Genomic DNA, 23,992 nt, shown 5'->3' on the forward strand with positions numbered 1-23,992 from the left:
TGAAAACTTTATCTGGCGGAGAAAGCTTTAAAGCCGCGCTCGCACTTGCTCTTGGCCTGGCAGACGTGGTGCAGCAATACGCAGGAGGAGTATCCCTTGAGACAATGTTCATTGATGAAGGATTTGGGACACTTGATCCCGAATCATTAGATCAGGCAATAGAAGCATTGATCGAAGTCCAAAGCAGCGGAAGGCTTGTAGGCATCATCTCTCATGTTCCTGAGCTGAAGGAAAGAATTGATGCACGTCTGGAAGTAACTGCAAGCCAGACAGGAAGCCGAACACAGTTTCAATTTTTAAATTAGGAATAAGGGGAAAAAGGATAGACCATCTTTCCTTTTTCCCATACTATTAAAGTTGGTGATGACTGTTGAAGAAGAAAGTCGTTTTATCTTGGAGCGGAGGCAAAGACAGCTGCCTGGCTCTGGATGTGCTGATAAAAAAGGGGTTTGAGGTTGCATGCCTTCTTACAACGGTTCCGCAGGAGATTGGCAGAACCTTCGGGCATGGTGAAAAAAAGGAATTAATTCAGCTTCAGGCAAAAAGCTTATCCATACCTGCAGAGTTTATTCATTGTACTTTTGAAGATTACTCAGAACGTTTCGTGAGTGATTTAAGAAAAATAAAAAACACATATGGGGTTACAGGCATTGCATATGGGGATCTTTACTTGGATGGACACCGCGAATGGGGAGAAAAAACAGCAGCTGATGCAGGATTGGATGCAGTATATCCTCTATGGATGGAGGAGAAAGATAGTCTTAAGGCATTAAAGGCATTTGTGGAATCAGGCTATAAAGCGAAAGTCATACGTGTCCGGGAAGATGTATTGGACAGCTCCTGGCTGGGCAAGGAACTTAATCAAGACTTTGTAAGCAAAATTGAAGCTAAACCTGTATGTCCAATGGGTGAATCAGGTGAGTATCATACGTTTGTTTATGACGGTCCGCTATTTTCTAATAGCATTCAGCTGGACTCTCCTGAAGTGATTCAGCTTGAAACCACAAATAAATTGGAATTTGGCGAGTTTAGGCTCGCTGAAAAATAAAACGTCATTGACGAGAATGTGCAGGTAACGAAATGATTGAAATTAAGACATCAGCAGTAAGCGATGGCGAACATAATAGAGGAGTCTTTGCTACTCGCGATATTAAAAAGGGTGAACTGATTCATGAGGCCCCGGTCCTTCCTTATCCAAACAAAGAGCATCAGCATATTGAAAAAACGGCTCTAGCTGATTATGCGTTTGAATACGGGAAAAATCACAGTGCTATCTTATTAGGCTATGGGATGCTTTTTAACCATTCCTACAAGCCAAATGCAGTATATGATATCAATTTTGACAACCATACCTTTGACTTTTTCGCCTATAGAGATATTAAAGCAGGTGAAGAGGTTCTGATTAATTATAATGGGGAAGCTGATAATGATGATCCCCTTTGGTTTAATAAATAATTTAATTGGAGACTGATTCTTTCCCTGGCCCGGAGAGCAGTCTCCAGCCCAGAAGGGAGAGAATAGTTTGTCCAGAGTATTTTCTCATGATTATAAAGCCTTCCCTTTTATGGTTTTTTCCGCACCTCATATTGCCATGATTGTCTTATTTGCAGCAGCAGCCGTACTTTTATTCATATTCAGAAAAGTTTTATACCGGCTTGATCAAGAATTCAGGCTGTATATGTTTCTATTGCTTTTTACTTTGGAACTCCTTTACCATTTCTGGCTTTATCATGGCGGGAGATGGGATATTTCCTTCACTCTGCCGCTTCAGCTTTGCTCCATAAGCTTAGTTCTTTGCTTGTTATTATTAGCATCGAAATCTAAGACTGTCTTCCAGATTGTCTATTACATTGGCGTCACAGGGGCATTAATGGCCATTCTGACTCCTGAGCTGTTTCTAGGCTTTCCTCATTTTCGCTATTTTCAATTTTTTATTACTCATAATCTAATCGTTTGTACCTGCCATTTCGTGTTTGTTCATCAATTCAGGCCAACAGGAAAGGGTTTGTTCCAATCATTTACCTTCCTGAATTTCTGTGCAGCGGCGGCATTTTTCGCAAACAAGCTAACAGGAGGAAATTATATGTTCCTTTCCCGTAAGCCGGAAAATCCATCATTAATAGATTACTTTGGACCTTACCCTTATTACATAATAACACTGGAAATTGCGGCAATATTCCTGTTTTCATTATTGCTGCTGCCATTCAAAATGATTGGAAAAGATAAAGCTGGAAAGGCGGAATCTGCTTGAAACCTGCTAAAATAGGAATTGATGCTGGAGGTTCTCTGCTGAAAATGGCTTTTGATGAACATGGTCAAATTCATTACAAAAGCTATTCAATTGATGAACTGGATAGTTCTCTGAAATGGCTGAGGATGACTGCTGGTGATGCGCCAATTGCCCTGACAGGCGGGAAGGCTGAATACCTTAAGTATGAGTTTTTTCAAAATGCCCGGATTGTTCCTGAATTTGAGTCTAGCGGTATAGGTGCATCCTATTTGATGAAGCAAGATGGTTTATCTTATGAAAAATTTCTCTTAATAAGTATAGGCACAGGAACTTCGATTTGCCTGAACAGCGGCGGGAGAATCTCAAGGGTGTCCGGGAGCGGAATCGGCGGTGGCACATTGATGGGCCTGGGGAGATTGCTGACAGGTGAAAAAGATTTTTCCGCGTTTGTTTCGCTGGCAGGCAGCGGGAAAGCAGAGAATGCAGATTTAATGGTTAAAGATATATACGCACCATTCAATTCACCGATAGATGGCAGCCTGACTGCCAGCAATTTTGGGAAATTTAAAGATGATCATGTAAGCAAGGAAGACAAAGCTGCCAGTTTAACAAACATGATTGCAGAAACAATTGTGCTCCTAAGCACTCAGGCAGCAGTTCAGCACCGGATTGGCGATATTATTTATATAGGAAGCACGGTTCAGCATAATGAACCGTTAAAGCACCTTTTAAAGAAGTATACCGCCATGCTTGGCAAGAATCCTGTCTTTATTCAAAATGGGGCGTATTGTGGAGCTATAGGTGCGATGCTGTCTTTATAAAACCAGATGATTGAAAGATTCTTTTTTTCAGGATACAGTGGAAAAAGAATGCAAAAAGAAGCAGGTGGCAGATTTGATGAAAAGATACTTTACAATCGGTATGGCCGGCCATATCGATCATGGAAAAACTACATTGACAAAAGCATTAACAAATGTGGATACAGATAGGCTTAAAGAAGAAAAAGAAAGGCAAATATCCATAGAACTGGGATTTGCCCCTTTACATGAAGATGAGGAAATTCAAATTTCAGTAGTGGATGTACCGGGTCATGAGCGTTTTATCAGGCAAATGATTGCAGGTGTTGCAGGAATAGACTTAGTCATTCTGGCTGTCGCAGCAGATGAGGGTGTTATGCCGCAAACAAGAGAACATTTGGAAATTCTCGATTTTCTGGGGATCCGAAATGGCATTGTCGCCATAACAAAAATTGACCGTGTGGACGAAGAGTTCGCCAGCCTTGTTAAAGAGGAAATTCTTGAGGAACTGAAAGGCACTGTTTTTGAAGGTGTTCCATTTATTTTAACAGATAGCCTGTCAGGCAAAGGGATTGAAGAGTTAAAGGGTTTGATTATTCATACGCTGAAAGAACAGGACACACGGGATGCAAAAGGTGCATTCCGCCTTCCAATCGATCAGGTCTTTACGGTGAAAGGCCAGGGAACTGTAATCAGAGGCACTGTTTATGAAGGAAAAGTCGAAGAAGGACAGCTTCTGAAAATCATGCCAACTGGTATCGAGACCAGGGCACGCCAGCTGCAGGTACATCATCAGCCTGCAAAATCGGCATTTGCAGGGCAAAGGGCAGCCATTAACCTTTCGGGTGTTTCGAAGGAGGATATTGAGCGGGGCGAGGTCCTTGTATCGTCTGAGCATTTCAGCGTCACGAAAACCATTGATGTAGCTGTAAGGATGGTGGTAGATTTAGAGCATATCGTCAAACAGAGAATGCCGATCAAATGCCATATTGGTACAGCTGAGGTCATGGGTAAAATCGTCTTTTTTGACCGTAATGAATTATCCAATTCAGAAGGAGAAATTCTCTGCCAGCTGCGTTTAGAAGAGGAAGTCGTCGCCAAAAGGGGAGACAGGTTCATTTTAAGACGGCCGAGTCCCCAGGAGACCATTGGCGGGGGCTGGGTGATTGATCCGAACGGTGAAAAATACCGGTTCGGCCAAAAAACCATTGAGGAATTAAGCAGGAAAAAAGAAGGGACACCGAACGATCGCATAAAAGCTGCGTTGTCAGAAAATAAGGTGCTTTCGCTTTCGGAGGTTACAGCAAAAACCTCGCTGGATGAATTGACGGTTAAGGAAATACTTCAAGAAGAAGATTTCCTGAGAATTAACAGTAAGGAATTCACTTTATTAGCCATCAAAGAGGCAATAGAAGAAGAAATAGCTGACCGCCTGAATGAGTTCCACCTGGAAAATCCAATGAAGCAAGGGGCCAATAAAGCAGAATTGCTGCAGGCAATGCAGAATAAATATCCTAAAATGCTGGTTGAATTTGTCTTAAATTCAGGGATTGAAAAAAGTGCATTTCAAAGAAAAGGACAGTTTTTACAGAATAATGGTTTTTATCCTCATGTACCGAAAAGCTGGCAAAAACGAACTGACAATCTTCTTGCTGAATTAAAAAAAGATGGCTATAAAGTAAAGCCTTTTGACGAGTATTATGCTTCCGCCGGGATTCCTGAGAATCTCAAAGGCGATTTAAAACGATATTTAGAAGACCAGGAAATCGTCGTACCGTTGGATGCACAAAACTATTGGCATGGTGATCATTTTAGAGGAGCGGTAGAAGAACTGAAAAAGAGCACAGATGCTGAATTTGAAGTGGGCCACGCAAAGGAAGTATTGGGCCTTTCCAGAAAGTATATGATTCCATTTCTTGAAAAGCTTGATTCTTTGGGTATTACACGCAGAGCAGAAAATAAGAGAATATGGATTTAAAGAGTTTTCTTTAAATAGATCAGCTTAAGAATGCTGATCTATTTTTGTTTAGAAAGAAAAAAGTTTAATTAGAATAATCTGAAATATGATGAAAAACGACCCGGTTTCTTCTGATAGTTTGGAAATTACCACCAATAAATGCAGGATAAATTTACTACAATTTAACCATTCGAGGCAAAACTATGAAAATATGGTTGATTATGCCTATTAGCCCATTATTTTCAGATAGGATTTTACTAGAATTATTACTAATATTAGGTTGTCAAAGAAATTTAAGGAGTGTACAACTTGAAGAAACAACTACTTACAATGGCTGCGACAGCTGGTTTTTTGATTACACCGTTCAATGGAGAAGCAAGTGCTCATGAAAATAAATATATAGTTCAGTCTGGCGACACCTTATGGGGAATCTCCCGCTCTAACAATCTTTCAATTGAAGAGTTAAAGACATGGAATCATATATCAGGATCGATAATTTACAAAGGACAAGCCCTGACTCTGCTCGCACCGCACAGCCATGACGCCTCAACAGGCGGGTCTTCTAGCAGTACTGTCAGCTACACAGTGAAATCAGGCGATACTTTATGGGGAATTGCAAGAACACATGGCCTTTCCGTCAGTACACTAAAAAGTTTAAACGGAATCAGCAGTGACACGATATATCCAGGTCAAAAGCTAAAAGTAAAAGGTTCGGTTAACACTGCTGCACCTTCTGCTCCTGCAAGCACTGGATCTTATACCATCAAAAGAGGCGACACTCTTTCAGGTATTGCATCTCGCCATAACTTATCGGTTTCACAACTAAAGGCAATGAACAGCCTTTCTTCTGACTTGATTTATGCCGGCCAGACTCTAAAAGTAACTGGTTCGGCATCAAGCAAGCCGGCAGAATCACAGGTAGCAGGGCAAACGACATCAAAGGTGAATGAACTAATCGATGAAGCAAAGAAATACATTGGTTCACCTTATGAATGGGCAGGAAGCTCACCTGCCGGATTCGACTGCAGCGGCTACCTGAATTACGTATACGGTAAAGCAGGAATCTCTATTCCACGTACTGTAGCATCCATTTGGAGCGCGACAAAACATGTATCAGCACCAAAAGTGGGCGATTTGGTTTTCTTTGAAACATACAAGTCCGGCCCATCACATGCGGGAATTTATCTTGGCAATTACAAATTCATTCATGCCGGTTCATCACGCGGTGTAGAAATCAGCGATATGAATAATTCATATTGGAAGCCTCGTTATTTAGGGGCGAAAACGACTTTTTAATTAATTAATCTGCTCATGGAAAAGTACTCAACGCAATAAAGCTGCGTTGAGTACTTTTATTAATCTCTGCGATCATTGAAAGTCTTCGACAGTGCTTCTTTTGCATCTCCCCATTTTTCCTGTGCCTGTCCTTTTAATTTATCCATATTGCCTTCAGCTTCTTTGGATTCATTATTGGTCAGCTTCCCGTATTGCTTTTTAAATTCACCTTTTAATTGATCAGCATTGCCGTTTGTTTGATCTTTGTTCATAAGTATTTCCTCCTCTGTTGACTTTCTATTTTGTATACCCAAAACCTATATTCCAAAACAAATAAATAAATTTTTTCTTTCTGGCAAAGGGATTTATTTCGCTTATCCAGCTGTAAGGATTGACTTCCTATTGTAAATGATGGAATTCAATCTCTTAAAAGGTGAAGTTTCGATAAAGTCTTGTTAAAATAAGAAGGATCTATCTGCGGAACCCTCAAAGAAAGGAAAATAAACCTTGCTTTTAAGACAATTAAGAAGACTTTTTGTTTTATTATTATTCATATCAACTATCGGACTTTTGTTCTATCAATATATTCATTTTATAGAAGAACCTGACTTAACAGAAGTTCCACCGCCAGCTGCTCTGCACCCTGCCGTTGCAGAAAAGAAAGAGGAACTTATTGCTCAGGCTGCTGACAAAGGCATTAACGTAGTCATCACCCAGGATTTCAGAAGTATAGAAGAACAGGATGCCCTATACGAAAAAGGGCGCTCAGTTGAGGGGAATATTGTTACGCATGCTAAAGGGGGAGAGTCTTACCATAATTTCGGTCTGGCGATTGATTTCGCCCTGATGTCGGTAGATGGCCAGGTTATCTGGGATATGCAGTATGACGGCAACGGCAACAGTAAGTCGGATTGGATGGAGGTCGTTGATATGGCAAAGGATCTTGGTTTTGAATGGGGCGGGGATTGGACACAATTCAAGGACTATCCTCATCTTCAAATGGACTTTGGGCTCTCCATCTGGGAGCTGCAAAGAGGCAAGAGGCCGCCTGGAACTGAATGATAATACAAAGAACCTGCACTCATGGGTGCAGGTTCTTCTTTCTTTCTTAAAGTACCATTTCTGACTGTACATAGTGATATAGCAGCTTAGCTGTATTTTCAATTGAATCCTCATGTGTACGCTCGAATGCATGGGAGGAATCAATCCCCGGTCCGATTAAGCCATGAACGATATCATGTCCGGCACGGATGGCTGCCGATGCATCAGATCCATAAAAAGGATAGATATCAAGCTTATACCCAATTCCGTTATCCTTGGCAAGCTGAACCAGACTCTTTCTTAGTTCATAGTGATAAGGACCGCTTGCATCCTTAACACAGATGGAAACGGTATACTCATCAGTCGATTGGCCATCACCCATAGCACCCATATCAACAGCCAGGTATTCCACAGTCTCCGGTGTAATATTGGAATTGCCGCCATAGCCGATTTCTTCATTATTTGAGATAAGGAAATGGGTCGTGTACGGCAGTTCAATGTTCTCAGACTTCAGCTGTTTAATCAGCTGAAGAAGGATTGCGACGCTTGCCTTATCGTCCAGATGGCGTGATTTAATGAATCCTGCCGGTGTCGTCTGCACCCGCGGATCAAAGGAAACAAAGTCCCCAACTTCAATGCCCAGTGCACGGACATCCTCTGCATTATGTACTTTTTCATCAATGCGGACTTCCATGTTGTCCTGGTTTCTTTCAGCTTTCCCGGCATCTTTATATACATGAACAGAAGTTTGATGCATCAGGATGGTGCCGGTAAACTTATTGCCTGAAGATGTTTCGATTTCGCAATATTCGCCTTCAATCGAGTTATATTTGAATCCCCCAATCAGGTCAATCTTCAGGCGGCCGCTAGGCTTAATTTCTTTCACAATCGCTCCAAGGGTATCAACATGGGCAGTCAGCATCCGGTGACGAGTTTGGTCTTTACCGGGAAGGGAAGCAATTAGCCCTCCTTTGCGGTTGCGATTTGTTTCAACATTAAGCTCATTAAAAAACTTTTCCACATATGTAATCACTTCATTTGTATTACCGGATGGGCTTGGAATAGAAACGATTTCTTTTAGTAAGTTAATGGTTTCTTTTGTATTTGGGTATGCCATATAAAAATCTCCTCTCGAATTATTCACGCGCAATTCTTATTATACTGTTATTTCTTGGGATAAGCATGCCCAATAAATAAAAAACTGCCATAACGGCAGTCGGTCACTTATATTTCTTCTGAGAGCAAGCTTTTCCTTGTTCTTAAACGGTAAAATCTTCTAAAGTCTTTTACAAGTACCTTAACGACGGAATAGAACGGTATGGCAATGAGGATTCCGATAAAACCATAAATTGATCCTGCAGCCATTAAGATAATGATGACTGTAAGCGGATGGAGGTTAAGCCTTTTGCCCATCACATGAGGGGAAACGAGATTGCTTTCAAGCAGCTGAACAGCGATAAGCACTAATACTATTTTTAATACCATTCCGGGACCTTGCAGTAAACCGATGAAGATTGCGGGTATAATGCCAAGTACCGGGCCAAGAAATGGCACGACAGTAAGGAACATCGCAAAAAATGCTAATATTAATGCATATTCCAAACCTATTATCTTATAACCCAAATACATTAACACACCATCTACGACTGCCACTATAAACTGGCCGCTAACATAGGAAAACAAGGTCTTATCAATATCTCCGAGAATTTTATTGCCTTCTTCCTCGTGTTTATCAGGCAGGTATTTTAACAGAAAAGGCCGTAGCTTGTGGTCATCCTTAAGGAAGTAGAAAAGAATAAAGGGCACCACAACCAAGACAGTGACAATGCTTGTAATGGTAGAGAAGACCTTCATCACGTTCTCGCCAGCGCCTGATAAAATAGTCTCTAAAAAGTTCAAGGCTTTGTTTTTGACTTGGTCATAAGAAAACATGCCCATATTGTTATTTTCAACCACTTTCTCCGTTTCATCCGATAAATCTTCCAACTTTGCCGGCAGGTTTTCGCTTAGTTCAGTAACCTGGCTGCCAATCAAATTGCCGATTGCGTTAAATCCTAAATACCCTGCACTCAGCACCAAAGCAAAAATGACGATTATACTGGCTGTTTTGGGTAAAGACCTGGAAACCAGTCTAACCAGGGGCCTCAATATGTAGTAAAGAATACCGGCGATCAATACCGGAAAGAAAATGGTGGCAACCAAAGCTTTAATTGGCCATAGGAAGTAATCAATCTTACCAAGCAGAAAAATGATGATTAATACGGTAATAGTGCCTGCTGCATATTTAAAAAATGGTTTATTGATCCACATTCATATACCCCAACCTTATTATATGTATTTAGTAATCACCTTTCCTTTTTTCAAACAGTATTAAACACAGCCGTTTAAGAATCGATGTAAGAGGAATAGGTAAAACATTAAAAACACAATGGTGAAGGAGTATAAATATGCTGTTTATAAAAAATGTAACCATTAAGGAAGCAATGCTGTTTTTATTGTTTGCAGGAGTGATATTGGCTGCCAAATGGGCACTTAACTTACTCGTGAATAAGAGAAAGGGCAAGTCAGTACAAAACGACCGGATCATGCAGGGAATTTCTTCACTCGTGAACTGGGCAGCTTTTTATGGAATTATCATTCTATTTTTGTTTTATTTTTCAAGGGAGAAATGGCTTTTTTATACCTTATTCACAGCAGGGGAGGTAGATGTGACACTATATTTAATAATTGTAGCGTTTTTGATAGTCTCTCTTGCAAATCGGATCGTAAAAGTATTCACCAAATATGTATTAACATCTGTTTATGAATTCTATGGTGTTGACAGGGGGCTCGGCTATTCATTCAACAGAATGATCTATTATACCGTCATGATTGCAGCGCTCGCCTTCAGCCTGACAACGGTTGGGCTTGATTTGACTGCAGCTGCTGCCATACTGGGTGTTCTCGGCATTGGTATAGGGTTTGGCATGCGCAATATTGCCGGTAACTTTATTTCAGGCATCATCATCCTTTTCGAACGGCCGATTGAAATTGGTGAAGTGATCGAGATCAATAATAAGATTGGTAAAATAGAAAGCATTCGTCTCAGATCCACTATCGTCCGCACAGCTAAAGAGGGAACCCTCATCGTCCCGAACCAATACTTCATCGAACAGATCATTAAGAACCGGACAGGCTCTGAAATGCTTGCACAGGTTCTAATCAGCGTTGCGTATGGCACTGATACAGATAAAGTTGAAAAGCTTCTTAGAGAAGCAGTAAACGTGGAAATGCCTAAAACAGAAGGGGTTTTAAATGCACCTGCACCAGATATCCGTTTTGTGGATTTCCGCAATAAGGCCATGGACTTTTTAATTGAAGTGCCTGTTGCAAACTTTGATGCCAAACAGAAATTTGAAAGCCGGCTAAGACATGTAATTGCAGAGCATTTTTTTAAAAATGGGATCGAACTTGCCTCAGCACAGCTGCTGTCTGGTGAATGACGGGTTCAGTTAAAAGGAGGCAAAACGAAAACACCAGCCGCTCAGGGCTGGTATTTCCTAGGTGTAAACTATTTCCCTAACAAAGCTTTCACGCCAAGATAAAGGATGGCAAGACCAAAGATGATCATAGCCAGACTTCCGACAATGGTGAAAAAGCTGGCAATGCCTGAAGTAATAACTGCAGTAACAGGTACCATTGTCATGCCGTAGCCAGCAAGCATACAAGCAAGATATAATAATGCCAATTGATACATTATATATCCCTCCCTTCCAATACTATGGTATGAAAAAGGAGGAATCTTGCTTGGTCTAATATCCCAAATCTTTCGAATAAGACAAAAACAGTTCTTTAGAATTATTTAGTGCTAATGATTCCTTTTTACTTCCTGAATAGCAATGAGTTTTAAAGCAGTTAATTCTTCCTCTGATAACCTTTCAGTTAAAAGGCTGTATATTTCATTCTGCTCTTCAGCAGTCAGTCCGCCTTTTAATTTAGAGACACTCTGCTGGATTTCCTTCATCGAAAAGCTCTCTGAAATCTTCTTCACAGCCTCTTCTTTTGTCTTGATCGGCAATGATGTCTCTTCAAAATCTATAGCTTTTAAATCATCCTGGCTGCTTCCAAGGAGGGCCTCGACATTTGGATCATTGGCAAGCATCTCCAGATCATTCTCAGTGATGCTGCCGGCAACTTCTGTCATTACTTTATTTGATATCAAATCCATTGAAGCAAAATAGATGAGGAATCCCAATAAAATAAAAGACCCTCCAGTTATTGTCCAAAAAATAATTTTTTTCAACTTTTTGGGCTGCTCAAAAAACGAACAGAACCGCTCACGCTCCTCCCATTTTTTATCTCTTTAAATTGTAAATGGTCTTTTCCTGATTTTGCAAATCTTTCTCACTAATAGAACGTATGTGCTATAATGAGGGAATAATAAAGCAAGGAGCCGTTTCAATGCCTAATAAGATAAAAATATCGGTTAGATCGTTAGTTGAATATGTTTATAAAAGCGGCAGCATTGAAACAGGCTTCCGTTCTGCAGTGGCGCTTTCAGAAGGAACCAGGATTCATCAGAGAATCCAAAAACTTTATGGGGAAGAAGATCAAAAAGAAGTGTACCTGCACGCAGCCTTAACTTTCAATCACATCGACTTTCAGCTTGAGGGCAGGTGTGACGGGCTTTTCATCAGAAATGAAGAATGCATGATCGATGAAATTAAGTCTGTTTCCCTCCCGCTAACTGAAATTGATGAATATGCTTATCCTGTCCATTGGGCTCAGGCTAAATGCTATGCTTTCATGTATGCAAAAGATCATTATCTTTCAGAAATGACGGTTCAATTAACCTATGTACAGTCTAAAACAAATGAAGTCAAGAGATTTCAGCAAAGCTATTCTTTTCGTGAACTTGAAGAATTTATACTTTACCTTCTGGAATCCTATTTTCCTTACGCTGATTTGAGGATTCAGCATCAGCAGGAATTAATAAGGAGCGTAAAAGAACTGGCTTTTCCTTTTCCTGCATACCGAAATGGCCAGAGAAAATTTGCCGTGGCAGTATACAAAACCATTGCTGAAGGGAAAAACTTATTTGCCAACGCACCTACAGGCATTGGCAAAACTATTTCTACACTTTTTCCGGCATTAAAAGCTATTGGGGAAGGACATATAAATAGGATCATTTATGCTACAGCCAAAACCATTACCCGTCAGGCTGCTGAAGGGGCCATTGCCATGATGGAGGAAGATGGATTGAATCTAAAATCGGTCACAATCACGGCCAAGGAAAAAATTTGCTTTAAGGAAGAAACCAATTGTCAAAAAGACATCTGTGAGTTTGCCAATGGATATTACGACCGAATAAACCATGCCGTTCTTGACCTCCTGAAGAATGAGAACATGATAACAAGAACGACCATTGAAAAATATGCTATGAGGCATAAAGTCTGTCCTTTTGAATTTTCATTGGATGCTGCATACTCCGCCGACGCCATTATTGGTGATTATAACTATATTTTCGATCCGAGGGTCTCACTTAAGAGATTCCTGGATGAGGATAAAAAGAAAACGGCGCTCCTCATCGATGAAGCGCATAATCTTGTGGACCGTGGAAGGGAAATGTATTCAAGTTCCCTGGAGAAATCATCCTTTCTTCAATTGAGCAGGAGCTTTAAGGGGAAGGATGAAGGGATCCAAAAAAGCGCAAAACAGGTTAATGGAATTTTTATTGCATTAAAAAAGAAATGTGGTGAAAATCAGGAGATCGCAGAAAAAGATCCCCCTGAAGAACTTTTTGAAGTTCTTGAGGGATTTGTTCAATATGCGGAAAACTATCTGGGGCAAAATCGAAATAATTCAGATGAAGAATTGCTGGAAGTATTCTTTGCTGCCCAGAACTTCATCAGAATTGGGAAACTGTATGATGAAAGGTTTGTAACGTATATTCAAAAGCAGAGAAATGACCTGATCATCAAGTTATTTTGCCTGGATCCATCGAATCTTCTGCACAAGGCCAGAAAAGGATACAAATCGGCTATCTTTTTTTCCGCTACCTTAATGCCTCTCAATTATTATTTGGACATGCTTGGCTTTCGAGAAGAAGATTTTATTGTATCCATTCCTTCACCATTCTCAAAAGATCAGGCAAAGGTATACATACAGCCGCTTTCCACAAGATATCGTGACCGTGAAGGATCAATAGGACCAATCGTCAGCACCATTAAGGACATGCTTAAGGATCAAAAGGGAAATTACCTGATTTTCTTTCCATCATATCAATATATGGAGAATGTTTATGGAAGGTTCCTCGATGAGGAAATGCCAATGCAAACAATCATTCAAAAGTCGGGAATGGATGAAGGAGAAAGGGAAAAGTTTCTGGAGGCATTCCAGCCAAATGCTTCTGGAACTCTGTTAGGATTTGCAGTCATGGGCGGGATTTTCTCAGAAGGGATTGATTTACAGGGGGATAAACTGAATGGTGTATTTGTGGTGGGTGTGGGTCTTCCCCAGATCTGCTTTGAACGCAATATTATGAAAGCTTATTTCCATCAGCAAGGAAAAAACGGCTATGATTATGCCTATACTTATCCTGGAATGAACAAAGTTCTTCAGGCAGGAGGCAGACTTATTCGTTCTGAAAACGATACAGGCATGATTGTCTTAATGGATGACAGGTATGTACAGGAAGAGTATCAGGCATTGCTGCCAGAAGAATGGAAGGATTCTATTTTGTTTAAAAGTTAAAAATATCCTGCTCAGAAAGAGCAGGATGAGGGTGATCATTTGGTAATAAGCGGGCCTTTGGGTGCCTGCATTTTTTCAAGCGTTTTTTCAAAAATAGGGTAAAAGAATTGTACCACCAAACCAAGTGTTAATGTTACTACAATCGTGCCTACACCGATTGCGCCTTTGAATAAAAACGCAAGAAGCAGGGCGAAGCTTTCGCTGATGATCCTTGAATTTCTTAAATTCAATCCAAATCTTGTGTGAATGGCTACCATCAATGTATCCATCGGACTTGCCGGAAATTTGGCCTGAAGATAGATGGCAACTCCCATTCCCATCGAAAGAATGCCAAAAAGTAAAATGAATGATTGACCTGCTAATGTTTGCGGCGAAAGGTCACCAAAAATAACGAGAAGCCAAAAGTCAATTAGTGCGCCAATTATTAATATGGAAATGGCTGCGAGGACTTCAGGCTTTTTTTTCATTAAAAAAGCATTTATAAAAATAAGAGCGATTCCATTAATAAAAACAAAGGTGCCAACTGTTAAGTTAAACATTTGAGATTCACCAACAGCCAGGGCATCCCAGGCAGAAGCTCCAAGGTTTGACCTGATAATTAAGGCTACACCCATTGTCAGGATAAGCATCCCAATAATAAAAAATACGAAACGTTCCTTCATGAAGACTCTCCAATCAACTATGTTTAATATTTAGCTTGACCCTATTTAAAATCAATACTCCCTCAGCACTGAAATTATGAAGGGAAAATCCATTTTATCATCAGATTGCGTGGGTTAACAGAAAATTATTATTAAAAGTTGTTGGATTTTGCAGGAAAAAGGCGAAAGATATTAAGAGGATATCAGTTTTCATTCATTTGAAACTGTGCTATATTATTTTACATTCATTCACCATTTATTAATGCTGGCTTTACATATTTTTTACATATAAAAACTTAGCCGCTGCTAAGTTTTTCGCATGTTTACAATTTAAGAGGTGAAACCACACTTATGGGAAAGTTATTTAAATCACCTAGGAATTTGGCGAAAACCAGCCTAGCTGTGTTCTTTCTGTCTGTTATCCTTTTATGGCTAAAAACTTATATAGCCTACCGAATCGAATTTAATTTAGGGATCAACAATGACATACAGCGATTTCTGCTGTTTTTGAATCCATTAAGCTCTACACTGGTATTTCTGGGATTTGCTTTGTTTTTCAAAGGAAAATGGCAATCAGGCATGCTTATTGGCTTGAATTTATTTTTATCCTTCCTGCTTTATGCAAATGTCGTTTATTATAGATTCTTTAACGACTTTATTACAGTTCCCGTACTAATGCAGGCAAAAGTAAATGGGGGGCAGCTGGGGGATAGTGCTCTTTCTTTAATGTCTCCATGGGATATTTTTTACTTTACAGATACTCTGCTGCTCCTTTTCCTGGCAGTAAGGAAATGGTACAAACCAGGAAAGAAAATTAGCAGAAAACCCGCATTGGCTGTTATCGCTGCAGGTATCATTGTATTCTTCATTAATCTTGAAATTGCTGAGAATGACCGGCCTGAACTGCTTACACGTTCCTTCGACCGCAATTATTTGGTGAAATACCTTGGAGCATACAATTTCACTGTATATGACATTGTGCAAAATGCGAAGTCTGCCAGCCAAAGGGCACTGGCGGATAGTAATGATGTAACTGAAGTGGAGAACTATGTGAAAGCCAAGTATGCACCTCCGAACCCTGAATACTTCGGAATAGCTAAGGGCATGAATGTTATTTACGTATCCATGGAATCTCTTCAGACTTTTATCATTGACTACAAGCTGAATGGAAAAGAAGTTACTCCATTCCTGAACTCACTTGCACATAGCGGCAAGACGTTTTATTTTGATAATATTGTGAATCAAACAGGACAGGGAAAGACTTCCGATGCCGAGTTCATTATGGATACATCGCTATATCCAATGTCACAGGGAGCGGTTTATGTAACAAAAGCGCAAAATACCTTCCATGGCACACCTGCTATTTTAAAGTCACTAGGCTATACTTCAGCAGCTTTCCATGGAAACTACAAGACATTCTGGAACCGTAACGAAATGTATAAAACCATGGGTTATGACAAGTTTTTTGATGCTGAGTATTACAATATGAGCAATGAAAATACTAAAAACTATGGGTTGAAGGATAAGCCGTTTTTCAAGGAATCCATGCCGATGCTGACCAGTCTGCCAGAGCCATTTTATACAAAATTCATCACTCTTTCTAATCACTTCCCCTTTAAAATGGATGAGTGGGATACTGATTTTCCTTCTGGCGAAACGGATAATGATGTGGTTAACCACTATTTCCAGTCGGCGAATTATATGGATCAGTCACTCCAGCAGTTCTTTAATGATTTAAAGGAGTCCGGGCTGTATGACCATACAGTCGTGGTTCTGTATGGCGATCACTATGGAATTTCGGAAAACCACAATGAAGCTATGGCGGAAGTGACCGGAAAAGAGGTTACGCCATTTGAATATGCCAAGCTTCAAAGAGTGCCAGTATTCATCCATGTACCAGGAGTGGATGGCGGCATTGTTCATCATGCTGGCGGACAGGTGGATGTGCGTCCGACTTTACTTCACCTGCTGGGCATTGATACAAGAAATCACCTCGAAATGGGGTCAGATCTATTATCAGATAAGCACCGTGAAGTAGTCCCGTTTCGAAACGGCAACTTCATTTCCCCGGAATATACACAGATTGAAGAGACCTGTTATTTTACTAAAACTGGCGAAATAGCTGAAGCTAATGCCTGTAAGCCGTTTTCCGATCAGGCGAAAAAAGAGCTTGAAATGTCAGACAGCATTGTTTACAAGGACCTTCTGCGCTTTTATAAGCCGGAAGGATTTATTCCGGTCAACCGGAATGATTACTCATATGTAAAAAAAGAGGTGCCATTTATAGAGGAAAGAAATGGGCCGGGTATGCAGAAGTAATATTGGGGAGCAGAGAGATAATTCTCTGCTCTCTTTTTTTGCATCCGCAATCTATGCAGAAAATATGCAGTTTACTAAAAAAATGCACGGGTAGAGTAACTTTGTAAAGAAATAAAAGGAAGGATGATAGAATGTATAGCCAATCTTTTGAAGAATGCATCCAGGCTTGTTTAGAATGCATGGAGGCATGTAATGTTTGCTTTGATGCATGCTTAGGTGAAGAGGATGTTAAAATGATGGCGGATTGTATCCGCCTGGACAGGGAGTGTGCTGATATCTGTGCATTTGCAGCTAAGGCGATGCAGTCAAACAGCCCTTTTGCCAGGCAAATTTGCGCCCTATGTGCAGAAATTTGTGAAGCATGTGGAAACGAGTGCAAAAAACACGATCATGGCCATTGTCAGCGCTGTGCTGAAGCATGCTTTAAGTGTGCGGAAGAATGCCGTAAAATGGCTGCTTAATTTAAGTTAATATACAGACATCCAGCAGGGTGTCTGTTTTCAATGCTTTTTATATTCAATACTTGGCTCAGAAATGTACATATTTTCTATTAGTAAAGGGAATTAATTAGACTTTTTATATACCTGTTCCATAATTTCTGCACAATTTATTGCCATACTAACTTCATGAAGAAAAGGAGGAATAGATATGCTGACAAGTAAAAAATTCGCCATCTGGTTTGTTTCTCTGGCTGCAGCTTTAACTTTAACTGCCTGCGGCGGAAATGATGAGAATGCCGGACAGGAAGGTACCAGCAATGAAGAGAGCACAACGAATAATGAAAGCAGCGGCCATTCTGGAGACCATTCAGGCATGGACCATTCAGGCTCCGGAGAAGTCCCTGAAGGAATAAAGGAAGCTGAAAACCCAAAATATGAAGTTGGAAGCAAGGTCTTTATAACAGAAGGACATATGGAAGGGATGGAGGGAGCTGAAGCCACAATTACAGGCGCCTATGATACAACCGTATATACGGTCTCTTATACACCAACCACTGGCGGTAAAAAAGTTGAAAATCATAAATGGGTAGTTCATGAAGAGATTGCTGAAGCAGGAGAGGAACCATTTAAAGAAGGAGACGAGGTAAAAATAAATGCAAGCCACATGGAGGGAATGGAAGGAGCAGCAGCTGTAATCGATTCAGTGCAGAAAACAACTGTCTATACAGTTGACTTTACTACAGCTGACGGGCAGGAAGTAAAAAACCACATGTGGGTAACAGAAAACGAGCTTTCTCCATCTGAATAATATAAAAAGTTAAGGAGTTTATCTGCCGAAGATAAGCTCCTTAACTTAATTTATAATTTTTGCATAAATAATAAACCAAAAAGGAAAAAGCAGCTAAAAGGAATATGGTAATTTGCAGCTCCAATTTTAATTTTAATGCATGTGAAACCGCAAAGGCTTCAATAAACAAAGCAGGTATTTTACCGATGGTGCTGGCAATGCCAAAGGGCAGAAGCCTCATCTTGCTGAATGCTGCTGCCAGCGTGACTGCACCTGATGGGACAAAAGGCAGGACTCTCAGCAAAACAACCATGAAATAGGCATCTGGTCCTTCTGTATTCTGGAGCTTAGTAAATAATTTGTTATTCTTAAGCTGAGGAAAAGAGGAGGTTAGCTTAGTGATTCCTTTACGATAAAGAATAAAACTTATAATTGCTCCAGCAGCTTCTCCGATGATCAATAGGACTAGGCCCATTTTTAAATCAAAAGCGGCAACTGTTCCAGCAGTAATAAAGGCACTTGGGAGGAATCCCGTTATAGATGCAGCAATGTTCATGGATATGCTAAATATGGCTGCCAATATCGGTTCATCTGAAAACCATTTGATGATATCAGAAAACATCCATTAATCCTTTCCGGCCCATTTATAGCCCATACCCCAGACAGTCGTCAGATACTCATCTGCAGGAAACCCGGCTTTTCTTAATTTTTCCCGTAAATTTCTTACATGCGAATCGATGGTTCGGTCTTCGATTGACACTCCATAGCCCCATACAGAGCCTATTAAATGCTCACGTGAAAAAACTCTGTTCAGGTTTGAGAGGAATAGGCTTAACATGGAAAACTCTTTGGGAGTCAAAAGGATTTCCTTATTTTTATAGGATAGCTCAAAAGAATCTTCTTTAAGTTCCAGCCCTTTGAAAGTTTTGGTTTTTCCATCTTTTTTGCTTCTTCTCAGAACTGCTTCAATCCTAGCAGATAATTCTTCTTCATCGAATGGCTTTAAAATATAATCATCTGCTCCGATGTTCAATCCTTTTACAATGTCCGGCTTTTCGCTTTTGGCAGTAAGCATGATGATGGGAATATCCCAATACTTTTTTACCTCCTCGCATACCTTCCATCCATCCATTTCAGGCATCATAACATCCAAAAGGATGAGATCTGCAGAATGGGTTTCCAAGTAAATCAACGCATCTGAACCTGAAGCCAATTTAATGCAATTGTAGCCGCGTGGTGTTAAGTATAAAGAAATTAGATCAAGCATTCTAGTCTCGTCGTCAACCAAAAGTATTGTTTTCACATTCCGTTTCTCCCTTAAAAACAATTTCGAATTCAGTTCCGTCACCTTTTCTGCTGCAGACCGATATAGTCCCTCCATGGGCATGGACAAGTTCCTTAACAATGGCGAGTCCGAGACCTGTCCCTCCAAGAGCTCTAGCACGTGATTTATCCACTCGGTAAAACCGATTAAAGATAAAGGGCAGTTCCTCTTCAGAGATCCCTCTTCCGGTATCATTTATTCTGATGGTGACATGTTTTTTGGTCCTGCTTATATTAATTGTTGTTTTATCTCCAGCTGAAGAATACTTAATGGCGTTATCCAGAAGATTAAATATGATCTGTTCCAGCCTTGATGCATCCGCTGATATAGTGATTGATTCACGGCAAATAACAGACAGCAGCATGCCTTTTTCGGTGAAAGCCGGTGAGAATTTTGTTTCAATTTTTTTCATGAAATCCTTCAGATCAATAGGACTTTTTTTTATGTCAAAGGTATTTTTATCGATCTTAGCCAGATCGAAAAGATTTTTAACCATATCTGAAAGCCGGTTGGTTTCCTCCAGGATAATTGATAAATACTGATTTCTTTCTTCCGGGCTCAGGTTCCGCTTCTGAACGATATCCGCATACCCCTTTATATAAGTGAGAGGAGTGCGAAGTTCATGCGATATGCTGGACAAAAATTCATTGCGTTCTTCTCTAAGATAATTCAGGTCACCCGCCAATAACTGAATGGACCGTGCTAAATCCCCAAGTTCATCGTTACCGGTTTTAGGAAGGGAAACTGAAAAATCACCGCTGCTTATTTGTGAGGTGGCTTCCTTCATTTTAATCAGTGGTTTTGCCAGTGCCTTTGATAAAAAGATGATGATAGTAATGGTAAAAATGACGGCAATGAACCCGGCGATTAAAAATTGTTCATTTAAGCGTGAAATTAACGACTGAATCCAGGCTGTATCCTGAAACATATATACATGGCCTATCAGCACTCCATCCTTTTCAATAGGGCTGACTGTTGAAATATAATCTTCTTCTTTCCAATTGTCCTCGATGGTCTTGCCTTCCCTTATAGAAGATGTAAGCGGCCTTTCTATGTACCTTTGGATCAAACTGCTATCAACAGAAGCACCAAGGATCTCTTTATTCGAATTTGTAATGACTACATCTGTATTTGCTTCGGATTCCATCAGAGCCACATGGGAAATCGTATTTTCATCAAAATGCTTTTCGAGTATAGCACGGTGTGAATTGCCGCGTGTCTGCAGAGCTATAAGCTCTTCCTCCACACGTGATTCAACAAGGGTACTATGTAAAAAGAAGAACATAATTGTTTCTAGCCCAAAAAGGATCAGAAAGAACAGCAGGCCCAGCTTCATGGAAAGTTTATTCAAAGATCTCACTCATTTCAAATCAATTACTTCTATTATAGTCGAAATGTTTGAAGAAACTATGCAGAAGAGGTATATGTTTTAATAGGACTGTAGAAGGTAAAATAGAATAATGATTTATCATAATGAAAAAAGCAAGTAACAGTCATACAGGAGGTTTTTTTTATGAGTGAATGCAAATTGGATCACCCACCGGAAGATGTGCAAAATAAGTTTGAACAGCAAAAAGAATTTCTGCCGGGCGATATGAGTTCTTTGTTTCAATCTTTTTTTCAGGAGGAACATACACAGGATATTTTAAATGAGGTATTTCATTTGCTGAAAAAATTTGATCTTGCTTCCGAGGAGGAACAAACCGAGAGAGTCAACAGGCTTTATCTTGTATTAAAAAATGTATAATATTATAATATTGAGTTGCCGCATCTGAATAATTGTTGCGGCAATTTTTTATGTATCTTACAATTTTTTTGTAGCTATTAAAATTTTATTTTAACAATGTATGTATTTATGTTAATATGAAATTATAGAGAAATATAAAGTAGTATAATAATGAAAGCGATTACACAAAAGGGAGTGACAAAGTTGAAGGAATGCCATAGACCTGTTTTTGACTTGGCGATCCGGACCGCAGATATGCTAGTTCGAATGTTTGGTTCCCGCTGTGAAGTGGCAGTGCACGATTTCAGCGACTTAAAAAAATCGCTTATTCATATTGCAGGAGATATAACGGACAGGAAAATCGGCTCACCCATCACAGATCTTGTATTGAATGAATTAGCCAAACATAAAAACGAAGTTAATGATATAGCCAATTATAAAACACAATCCAAAAAAGGAAATGTCATGAAATCATCCACGATTTTTCTCCGTGATGATGAAAATAAAGTAATTGGTGCATTGTGCCTTAATTATGATATTAGCCTGCTCATGCAATTTGGAGGAGAAATTGAAGAGTTTATCAGCTTTGATGAACATTCCTCTAAATCGGAGACCTTTTTTAATTCCGTCCAGGATGTTATTCACGAGATGGTGGATCAAGTACTTCAAGGCTTTAGGAAGGCACCTTCATTGATGACGCTCGAAGAAAAAGTTGAATGTGTCCGCCAGCTTGAAGATAAAGGGACATTCCTCATTAAAGGGGCAACTGATTATGTTGCATCTGTGCTTGGGGTTTCCAAATTCACCATTTATAATTACCTGCAGAAAATCAGAACGATTAATGAGCTCCAGCCGGAAGCTGTGGAGCATAAATAAAGACACGTTTTTAATTTTGAGGAAAAGCTAGCTGCTGTAATTTTTATTGCAGCTATCTGAATTTAAAGACCTTAACAGTAAAGGGGCATAAAAAATGAAATACAGATCTGCATTTGATATTATTGGACCGGTTATGATCGGACCTTCAAGTTCACATACAGCCGGAGCTGCACGTATTGGGCGTGTTGCCCGGACTCTTTTTGGAAAACAGCCGTCCAAAGCCGAGATTTCTTTATATGGTTCTTTTGCAAAAACCTATAAAGGACATGGTACGGATGTTGCCATTGTAGGCGGAATCCTCGACTTTGATACTTTTGACGAGCGAATTCCTTCTGCCCTTCAATTAGCTGAAGAAGCAGGGATTGAAGTCATTTTTACAGTTGAAGATACCGTTACAGACCATCCTAATACTGTAAGAGTCAAGCTTACCGAAGGAGATCGTGACATTGAACTTGTAGGAATATCCATCGGCGGCGGCACGATTGAAATAACCGAGCTGAACTCCTTTGAGCTTAAGTTATCTGGTGAACATCCTGCCATTTTAGTTGTTCATAACGATCAGTTTGGAGTTATCTCCGCTGTTACGAATATTTTATCAAAGCACCAGATAAATATTGGACATATGGAAGTTTCACGCAAGGAAAAAGGAAAAATGGCAATTATGGTCATTGAAGTGGATCAGAAGATCGGCCATGATGTGATGACAGAGCTTGAAGGGCTACCGAATATCACGCAAATCATCAGAATGGTTGACTAATAGTTAGCTGGTCATCAGGAGGGAAAGTCTAATGTTGTTTAGAAATGTTGCTGAGCTTGTTGAGCTCGCTGAAAATAAAGGTGTAAAAATTGCTGAAGTCATGATTCAGCAGGAGATAGAAGTAACTGGTTTAACTCGTGAAGAAATTATCGCTAAAATGGACCGCAATCTGACTGTCATGGAACAGGCTGTTGAGAGGGGACTTAAAGGTGTCACGTCTGTTACAGGTCTGACTGGCGGTGATGCAGTCCTTCTGCAAAAGTACATTCAGAGCGGAAAGGCTTTATCAGGAAATATTCTATTGGATGCTGTCAGCAAAGCAGTTGCAACCAATGAAGTGAATGCGGCAATGGGTATAATCTGTGCCACCCCTACAGCAGGTTCGGCTGGCGTGGTGCCAGGTACACTGTTCGCTGTAAAAGAAGTTCTAAATCCAACACGAATGGAAATGATAGAATTTCTGTTTACTTCAGCGGCATTTGGCTTTGTGGTGGCAAACAACGCCTCCATATCCGGTGCAGCAGGAGGATGTCAGGCTGAGGTAGGATCTGCAAGCGGCATGGCTGCAGCATCCATTGTAGAAATGGCAGGCGGGACACCAAAACAGGCTGCTGAAGCAATGGCAATAACACTTAAAAACATGCTGGGCCTTGTGTGTGATCCAGTTGCAGGACTAGTAGAAGTCCCGTGCGTAAAACGAAATGCCATGGGTGCTTCCAACGCCATGACAGCAGCAGACATGGCCCTCGCCGGAATTACAAGCAGAATTCCATGTGATGAAGTCATCAACGCCATGTTCCTTATCGGGCAATCCATGCCTTCAGCACTCAGGGAAACAGCTGAGGGAGGACTGGCTGCAACGCCAACCGGAAGAAGACTGCAGGAAGAGATTTTTGGGAAAAAACAGTAAATTTAAATTGGCTGTTTTGTAAGATTGTTCCTATCTAACTTTCAACTAAGTTTAACAATTTGAGTTGATTGGAGCGGAGGGTACTTGACTCCTGCGGGAGGAGAGGGAGTGAGAGACCCCACAGGCATAGCCGAGGAGGCTCTCATTCCTCCCCGCGGAAAGCAAGTGCCCGCAGCGGAA

26 protein-coding genes are annotated in these 23,992 nt (G+C 40.4%); 17 read left to right on the forward strand and 9 right to left on the reverse strand.

All coding sequences use genetic code 11. From position 1 onward, the window contains the following. From ACEQ1T_RS17700 to ACEQ1T_RS17730, 7 genes are all read left to right on the forward strand, one after another. A partial coding sequence (locus ACEQ1T_RS17700) for an SbcC/MukB-like Walker B domain-containing protein (RefSeq protein ID WP_370224012.1) occupies positions 1–305 on the forward strand: 305 nt, incomplete at its 5' end. A gap of 65 nt (positions 306–370) precedes the next feature. Continuing rightward, positions 371–1,048, forward strand: coding sequence for a diphthine--ammonia ligase (locus ACEQ1T_RS17705; protein WP_370224013.1), 678 nt, complete (start codon positions 371–373; stop codon positions 1,046–1,048). A gap of 32 nt (positions 1,049–1,080) precedes the next feature. Next, positions 1,081–1,455 carry an SET domain-containing protein gene (locus ACEQ1T_RS17710; RefSeq protein ID WP_061791647.1) on the forward strand — a complete coding sequence of 125 codons (375 nt, stop codon included), beginning with the start codon at positions 1,081–1,083 and terminating at the stop codon, positions 1,453–1,455. Positions 1,456–1,522: 67 nt separating this feature from the next. Next, positions 1,523–2,251: a TIGR02206 family membrane protein gene (locus ACEQ1T_RS17715; RefSeq protein ID WP_370224014.1), complete on the forward strand. Its 729-nt coding sequence runs from the start codon at positions 1,523–1,525 to the stop codon at positions 2,249–2,251. Beyond that, the gene (coaW, locus tag ACEQ1T_RS17720; RefSeq protein WP_370224017.1) at positions 2,248–3,051 is read left to right on the forward strand and encodes a type II pantothenate kinase; all 804 of its coding nucleotides are present in this window, start codon (positions 2,248–2,250) and stop codon (positions 3,049–3,051) included. The genes ACEQ1T_RS17715 and coaW overlap by 4 nt, the downstream gene beginning before the upstream one ends. Before the next feature lie 76 nt (positions 3,052–3,127). Further along, positions 3,128–5,005 carry a selenocysteine-specific translation elongation factor gene (gene selB / locus ACEQ1T_RS17725; RefSeq protein WP_370224018.1) on the forward strand — a complete coding sequence of 626 codons (1,878 nt, stop codon included), beginning with the start codon at positions 3,128–3,130 and terminating at the stop codon, positions 5,003–5,005. A gap of 288 nt (positions 5,006–5,293) precedes the next feature. Continuing rightward, a complete protein-coding gene (locus ACEQ1T_RS17730; RefSeq protein ID WP_370224019.1) occupies positions 5,294–6,280 on the forward strand; it encodes a LysM peptidoglycan-binding domain-containing protein in 987 nt (328 codons plus the stop codon). 59 nt (positions 6,281–6,339) lie between these two features. Here ACEQ1T_RS17730 and ACEQ1T_RS17735 read toward each other — a convergent pair whose 3' ends face one another. Beyond that, entirely contained in the window at positions 6,340–6,531 is a 192-nt protein-coding gene (locus ACEQ1T_RS17735; protein WP_206837235.1) for a CsbD family protein, read from the reverse strand. A gap of 235 nt (positions 6,532–6,766) precedes the next feature. On the opposite strand from ACEQ1T_RS17735, the gene ACEQ1T_RS17740 reads away from it, so the two are divergent. Beyond that, complete coding sequence (locus tag ACEQ1T_RS17740) at positions 6,767–7,321, forward strand: M15 family metallopeptidase (protein ID WP_370224021.1); 555 nt, start codon at positions 6,767–6,769, stop codon at positions 7,319–7,321. Between the two features lie 46 nt (positions 7,322–7,367). Here ACEQ1T_RS17740 and ACEQ1T_RS17745 read toward each other — a convergent pair whose 3' ends face one another. Together ACEQ1T_RS17745 and ACEQ1T_RS17750 are read right to left on the reverse strand one after the other, a co-directional pair. Then, the gene (locus ACEQ1T_RS17745) at positions 7,368–8,417 is read right to left on the reverse strand and encodes a M42 family metallopeptidase (protein ID WP_370224022.1); all 1,050 of its coding nucleotides are present in this window, start codon (positions 8,415–8,417) and stop codon (positions 7,368–7,370) included. A gap of 107 nt (positions 8,418–8,524) precedes the next feature. Next, positions 8,525–9,610, reverse strand: a complete 1,086-nt coding sequence (locus ACEQ1T_RS17750; protein ID WP_370224023.1) for an AI-2E family transporter — start codon at positions 9,608–9,610, stop codon at positions 8,525–8,527. Positions 9,611–9,747: 137 nt separating this feature from the next. On the opposite strand from ACEQ1T_RS17750, the gene ACEQ1T_RS17755 reads away from it, so the two are divergent. Then, positions 9,748–10,782 carry a mechanosensitive ion channel family protein gene (locus ACEQ1T_RS17755; protein ID WP_370224024.1) on the forward strand — a complete coding sequence of 345 codons (1,035 nt, stop codon included), beginning with the start codon at positions 9,748–9,750 and terminating at the stop codon, positions 10,780–10,782. A gap of 68 nt (positions 10,783–10,850) precedes the next feature. Here ACEQ1T_RS17755 and ACEQ1T_RS17760 read toward each other — a convergent pair whose 3' ends face one another. Beyond that, positions 10,851–11,036, reverse strand: a complete 186-nt coding sequence (locus ACEQ1T_RS17760) for a hypothetical protein (protein ID WP_061790877.1) — start codon at positions 11,034–11,036, stop codon at positions 10,851–10,853. 111 nt (positions 11,037–11,147) lie between these two features. Further along, complete coding sequence (locus ACEQ1T_RS17765; protein WP_206837253.1) at positions 11,148–11,582, reverse strand: hypothetical protein; 435 nt, start codon at positions 11,580–11,582, stop codon at positions 11,148–11,150. A gap of 158 nt (positions 11,583–11,740) precedes the next feature. Between ACEQ1T_RS17765 and ACEQ1T_RS17770 the strand changes: the two genes are divergently transcribed. After that, positions 11,741–14,032, forward strand: coding sequence for an ATP-dependent DNA helicase (locus tag ACEQ1T_RS17770; protein ID WP_370224027.1), 2,292 nt, complete (start codon positions 11,741–11,743; stop codon positions 14,030–14,032). Positions 14,033–14,067: 35 nt separating this feature from the next. On the opposite strand, the gene ACEQ1T_RS17775 is transcribed toward ACEQ1T_RS17770, so the two are convergent. Next, the gene (locus tag ACEQ1T_RS17775) at positions 14,068–14,724 is read right to left on the reverse strand and encodes a YitT family protein (RefSeq protein WP_312886140.1); all 657 of its coding nucleotides are present in this window, start codon (positions 14,722–14,724) and stop codon (positions 14,068–14,070) included. 300 nt (positions 14,725–15,024) lie between these two features. On the opposite strand from ACEQ1T_RS17775, the gene ACEQ1T_RS17780 reads away from it, so the two are divergent. From ACEQ1T_RS17780 to ACEQ1T_RS17790, 3 genes are all read left to right on the forward strand, one after another. Further along, the gene (locus ACEQ1T_RS17780; protein ID WP_206837263.1) at positions 15,025–16,992 is read left to right on the forward strand and encodes an LTA synthase family protein; all 1,968 of its coding nucleotides are present in this window, start codon (positions 15,025–15,027) and stop codon (positions 16,990–16,992) included. 131 nt (positions 16,993–17,123) lie between these two features. Next, positions 17,124–17,453: a four-helix bundle copper-binding protein gene (locus ACEQ1T_RS17785; RefSeq protein WP_370224028.1), complete on the forward strand. Its 330-nt coding sequence runs from the start codon at positions 17,124–17,126 to the stop codon at positions 17,451–17,453. A gap of 187 nt (positions 17,454–17,640) precedes the next feature. Further along, positions 17,641–18,240, forward strand: a complete 600-nt coding sequence (locus tag ACEQ1T_RS17790) for a YdhK family protein (RefSeq protein WP_206837270.1) — start codon at positions 17,641–17,643, stop codon at positions 18,238–18,240. 40 nt (positions 18,241–18,280) lie between these two features. On the opposite strand, the gene ACEQ1T_RS17795 is transcribed toward ACEQ1T_RS17790, so the two are convergent. Genes ACEQ1T_RS17795 through ACEQ1T_RS17805 form a run of 3 tightly spaced genes read right to left on the reverse strand, consistent with a single transcriptional unit; the run spans position 18,281 to position 20,894 of the window. Further along, a complete protein-coding gene (locus ACEQ1T_RS17795) occupies positions 18,281–18,841 on the reverse strand; it encodes a TVP38/TMEM64 family protein (RefSeq protein WP_206837273.1) in 561 nt (186 codons plus the stop codon). Between the two features lie 3 nt (positions 18,842–18,844). Further along, a complete protein-coding gene (locus ACEQ1T_RS17800; protein WP_206837276.1) occupies positions 18,845–19,522 on the reverse strand; it encodes a response regulator transcription factor in 678 nt (225 codons plus the stop codon). After that, complete coding sequence (locus tag ACEQ1T_RS17805) at positions 19,500–20,894, reverse strand: ATP-binding protein (RefSeq protein WP_370224030.1); 1,395 nt, start codon at positions 20,892–20,894, stop codon at positions 19,500–19,502. The genes ACEQ1T_RS17800 and ACEQ1T_RS17805 overlap by 23 nt, the downstream gene beginning before the upstream one ends. Positions 20,895–21,056: 162 nt before the next feature. Between ACEQ1T_RS17805 and ACEQ1T_RS17810 the strand changes: the two genes are divergently transcribed. The 4 genes from ACEQ1T_RS17810 (at position 21,057) to sdaAA (ending at position 23,812) form a co-directional block, all read left to right on the forward strand. Then, positions 21,057–21,290 (forward strand): hypothetical protein, encoded by a 234-nt coding sequence (locus ACEQ1T_RS17810; RefSeq protein WP_370224031.1) that lies wholly within the window; start codon positions 21,057–21,059, stop codon positions 21,288–21,290. A 174-nt stretch (positions 21,291–21,464) separates the two neighbouring features. After that, positions 21,465–22,145 carry a transcriptional regulator gene (locus tag ACEQ1T_RS17815; protein WP_226280769.1) on the forward strand — a complete coding sequence of 227 codons (681 nt, stop codon included), beginning with the start codon at positions 21,465–21,467 and terminating at the stop codon, positions 22,143–22,145. Positions 22,146–22,239: 94 nt separating this feature from the next. Further along, positions 22,240–22,902 (forward strand): L-serine ammonia-lyase, iron-sulfur-dependent subunit beta, encoded by a 663-nt coding sequence (gene sdaAB / locus ACEQ1T_RS17820; protein ID WP_206837289.1) that lies wholly within the window; start codon positions 22,240–22,242, stop codon positions 22,900–22,902. A gap of 34 nt (positions 22,903–22,936) precedes the next feature. Beyond that, positions 22,937–23,812, forward strand: coding sequence for an L-serine ammonia-lyase, iron-sulfur-dependent, subunit alpha (gene sdaAA / locus ACEQ1T_RS17825; RefSeq protein WP_206837695.1), 876 nt, complete (start codon positions 22,937–22,939; stop codon positions 23,810–23,812). Positions 23,813–23,992: the final 180 nt, after the last annotated feature.

The sequence above is a fragment of the Cytobacillus sp. genome (assembly GCF_964223445.1).
In the GTDB taxonomy this organism is placed as follows: domain Bacteria; phylum Bacillota; class Bacilli; order Bacillales; family Cytobacillaceae; genus Cytobacillus.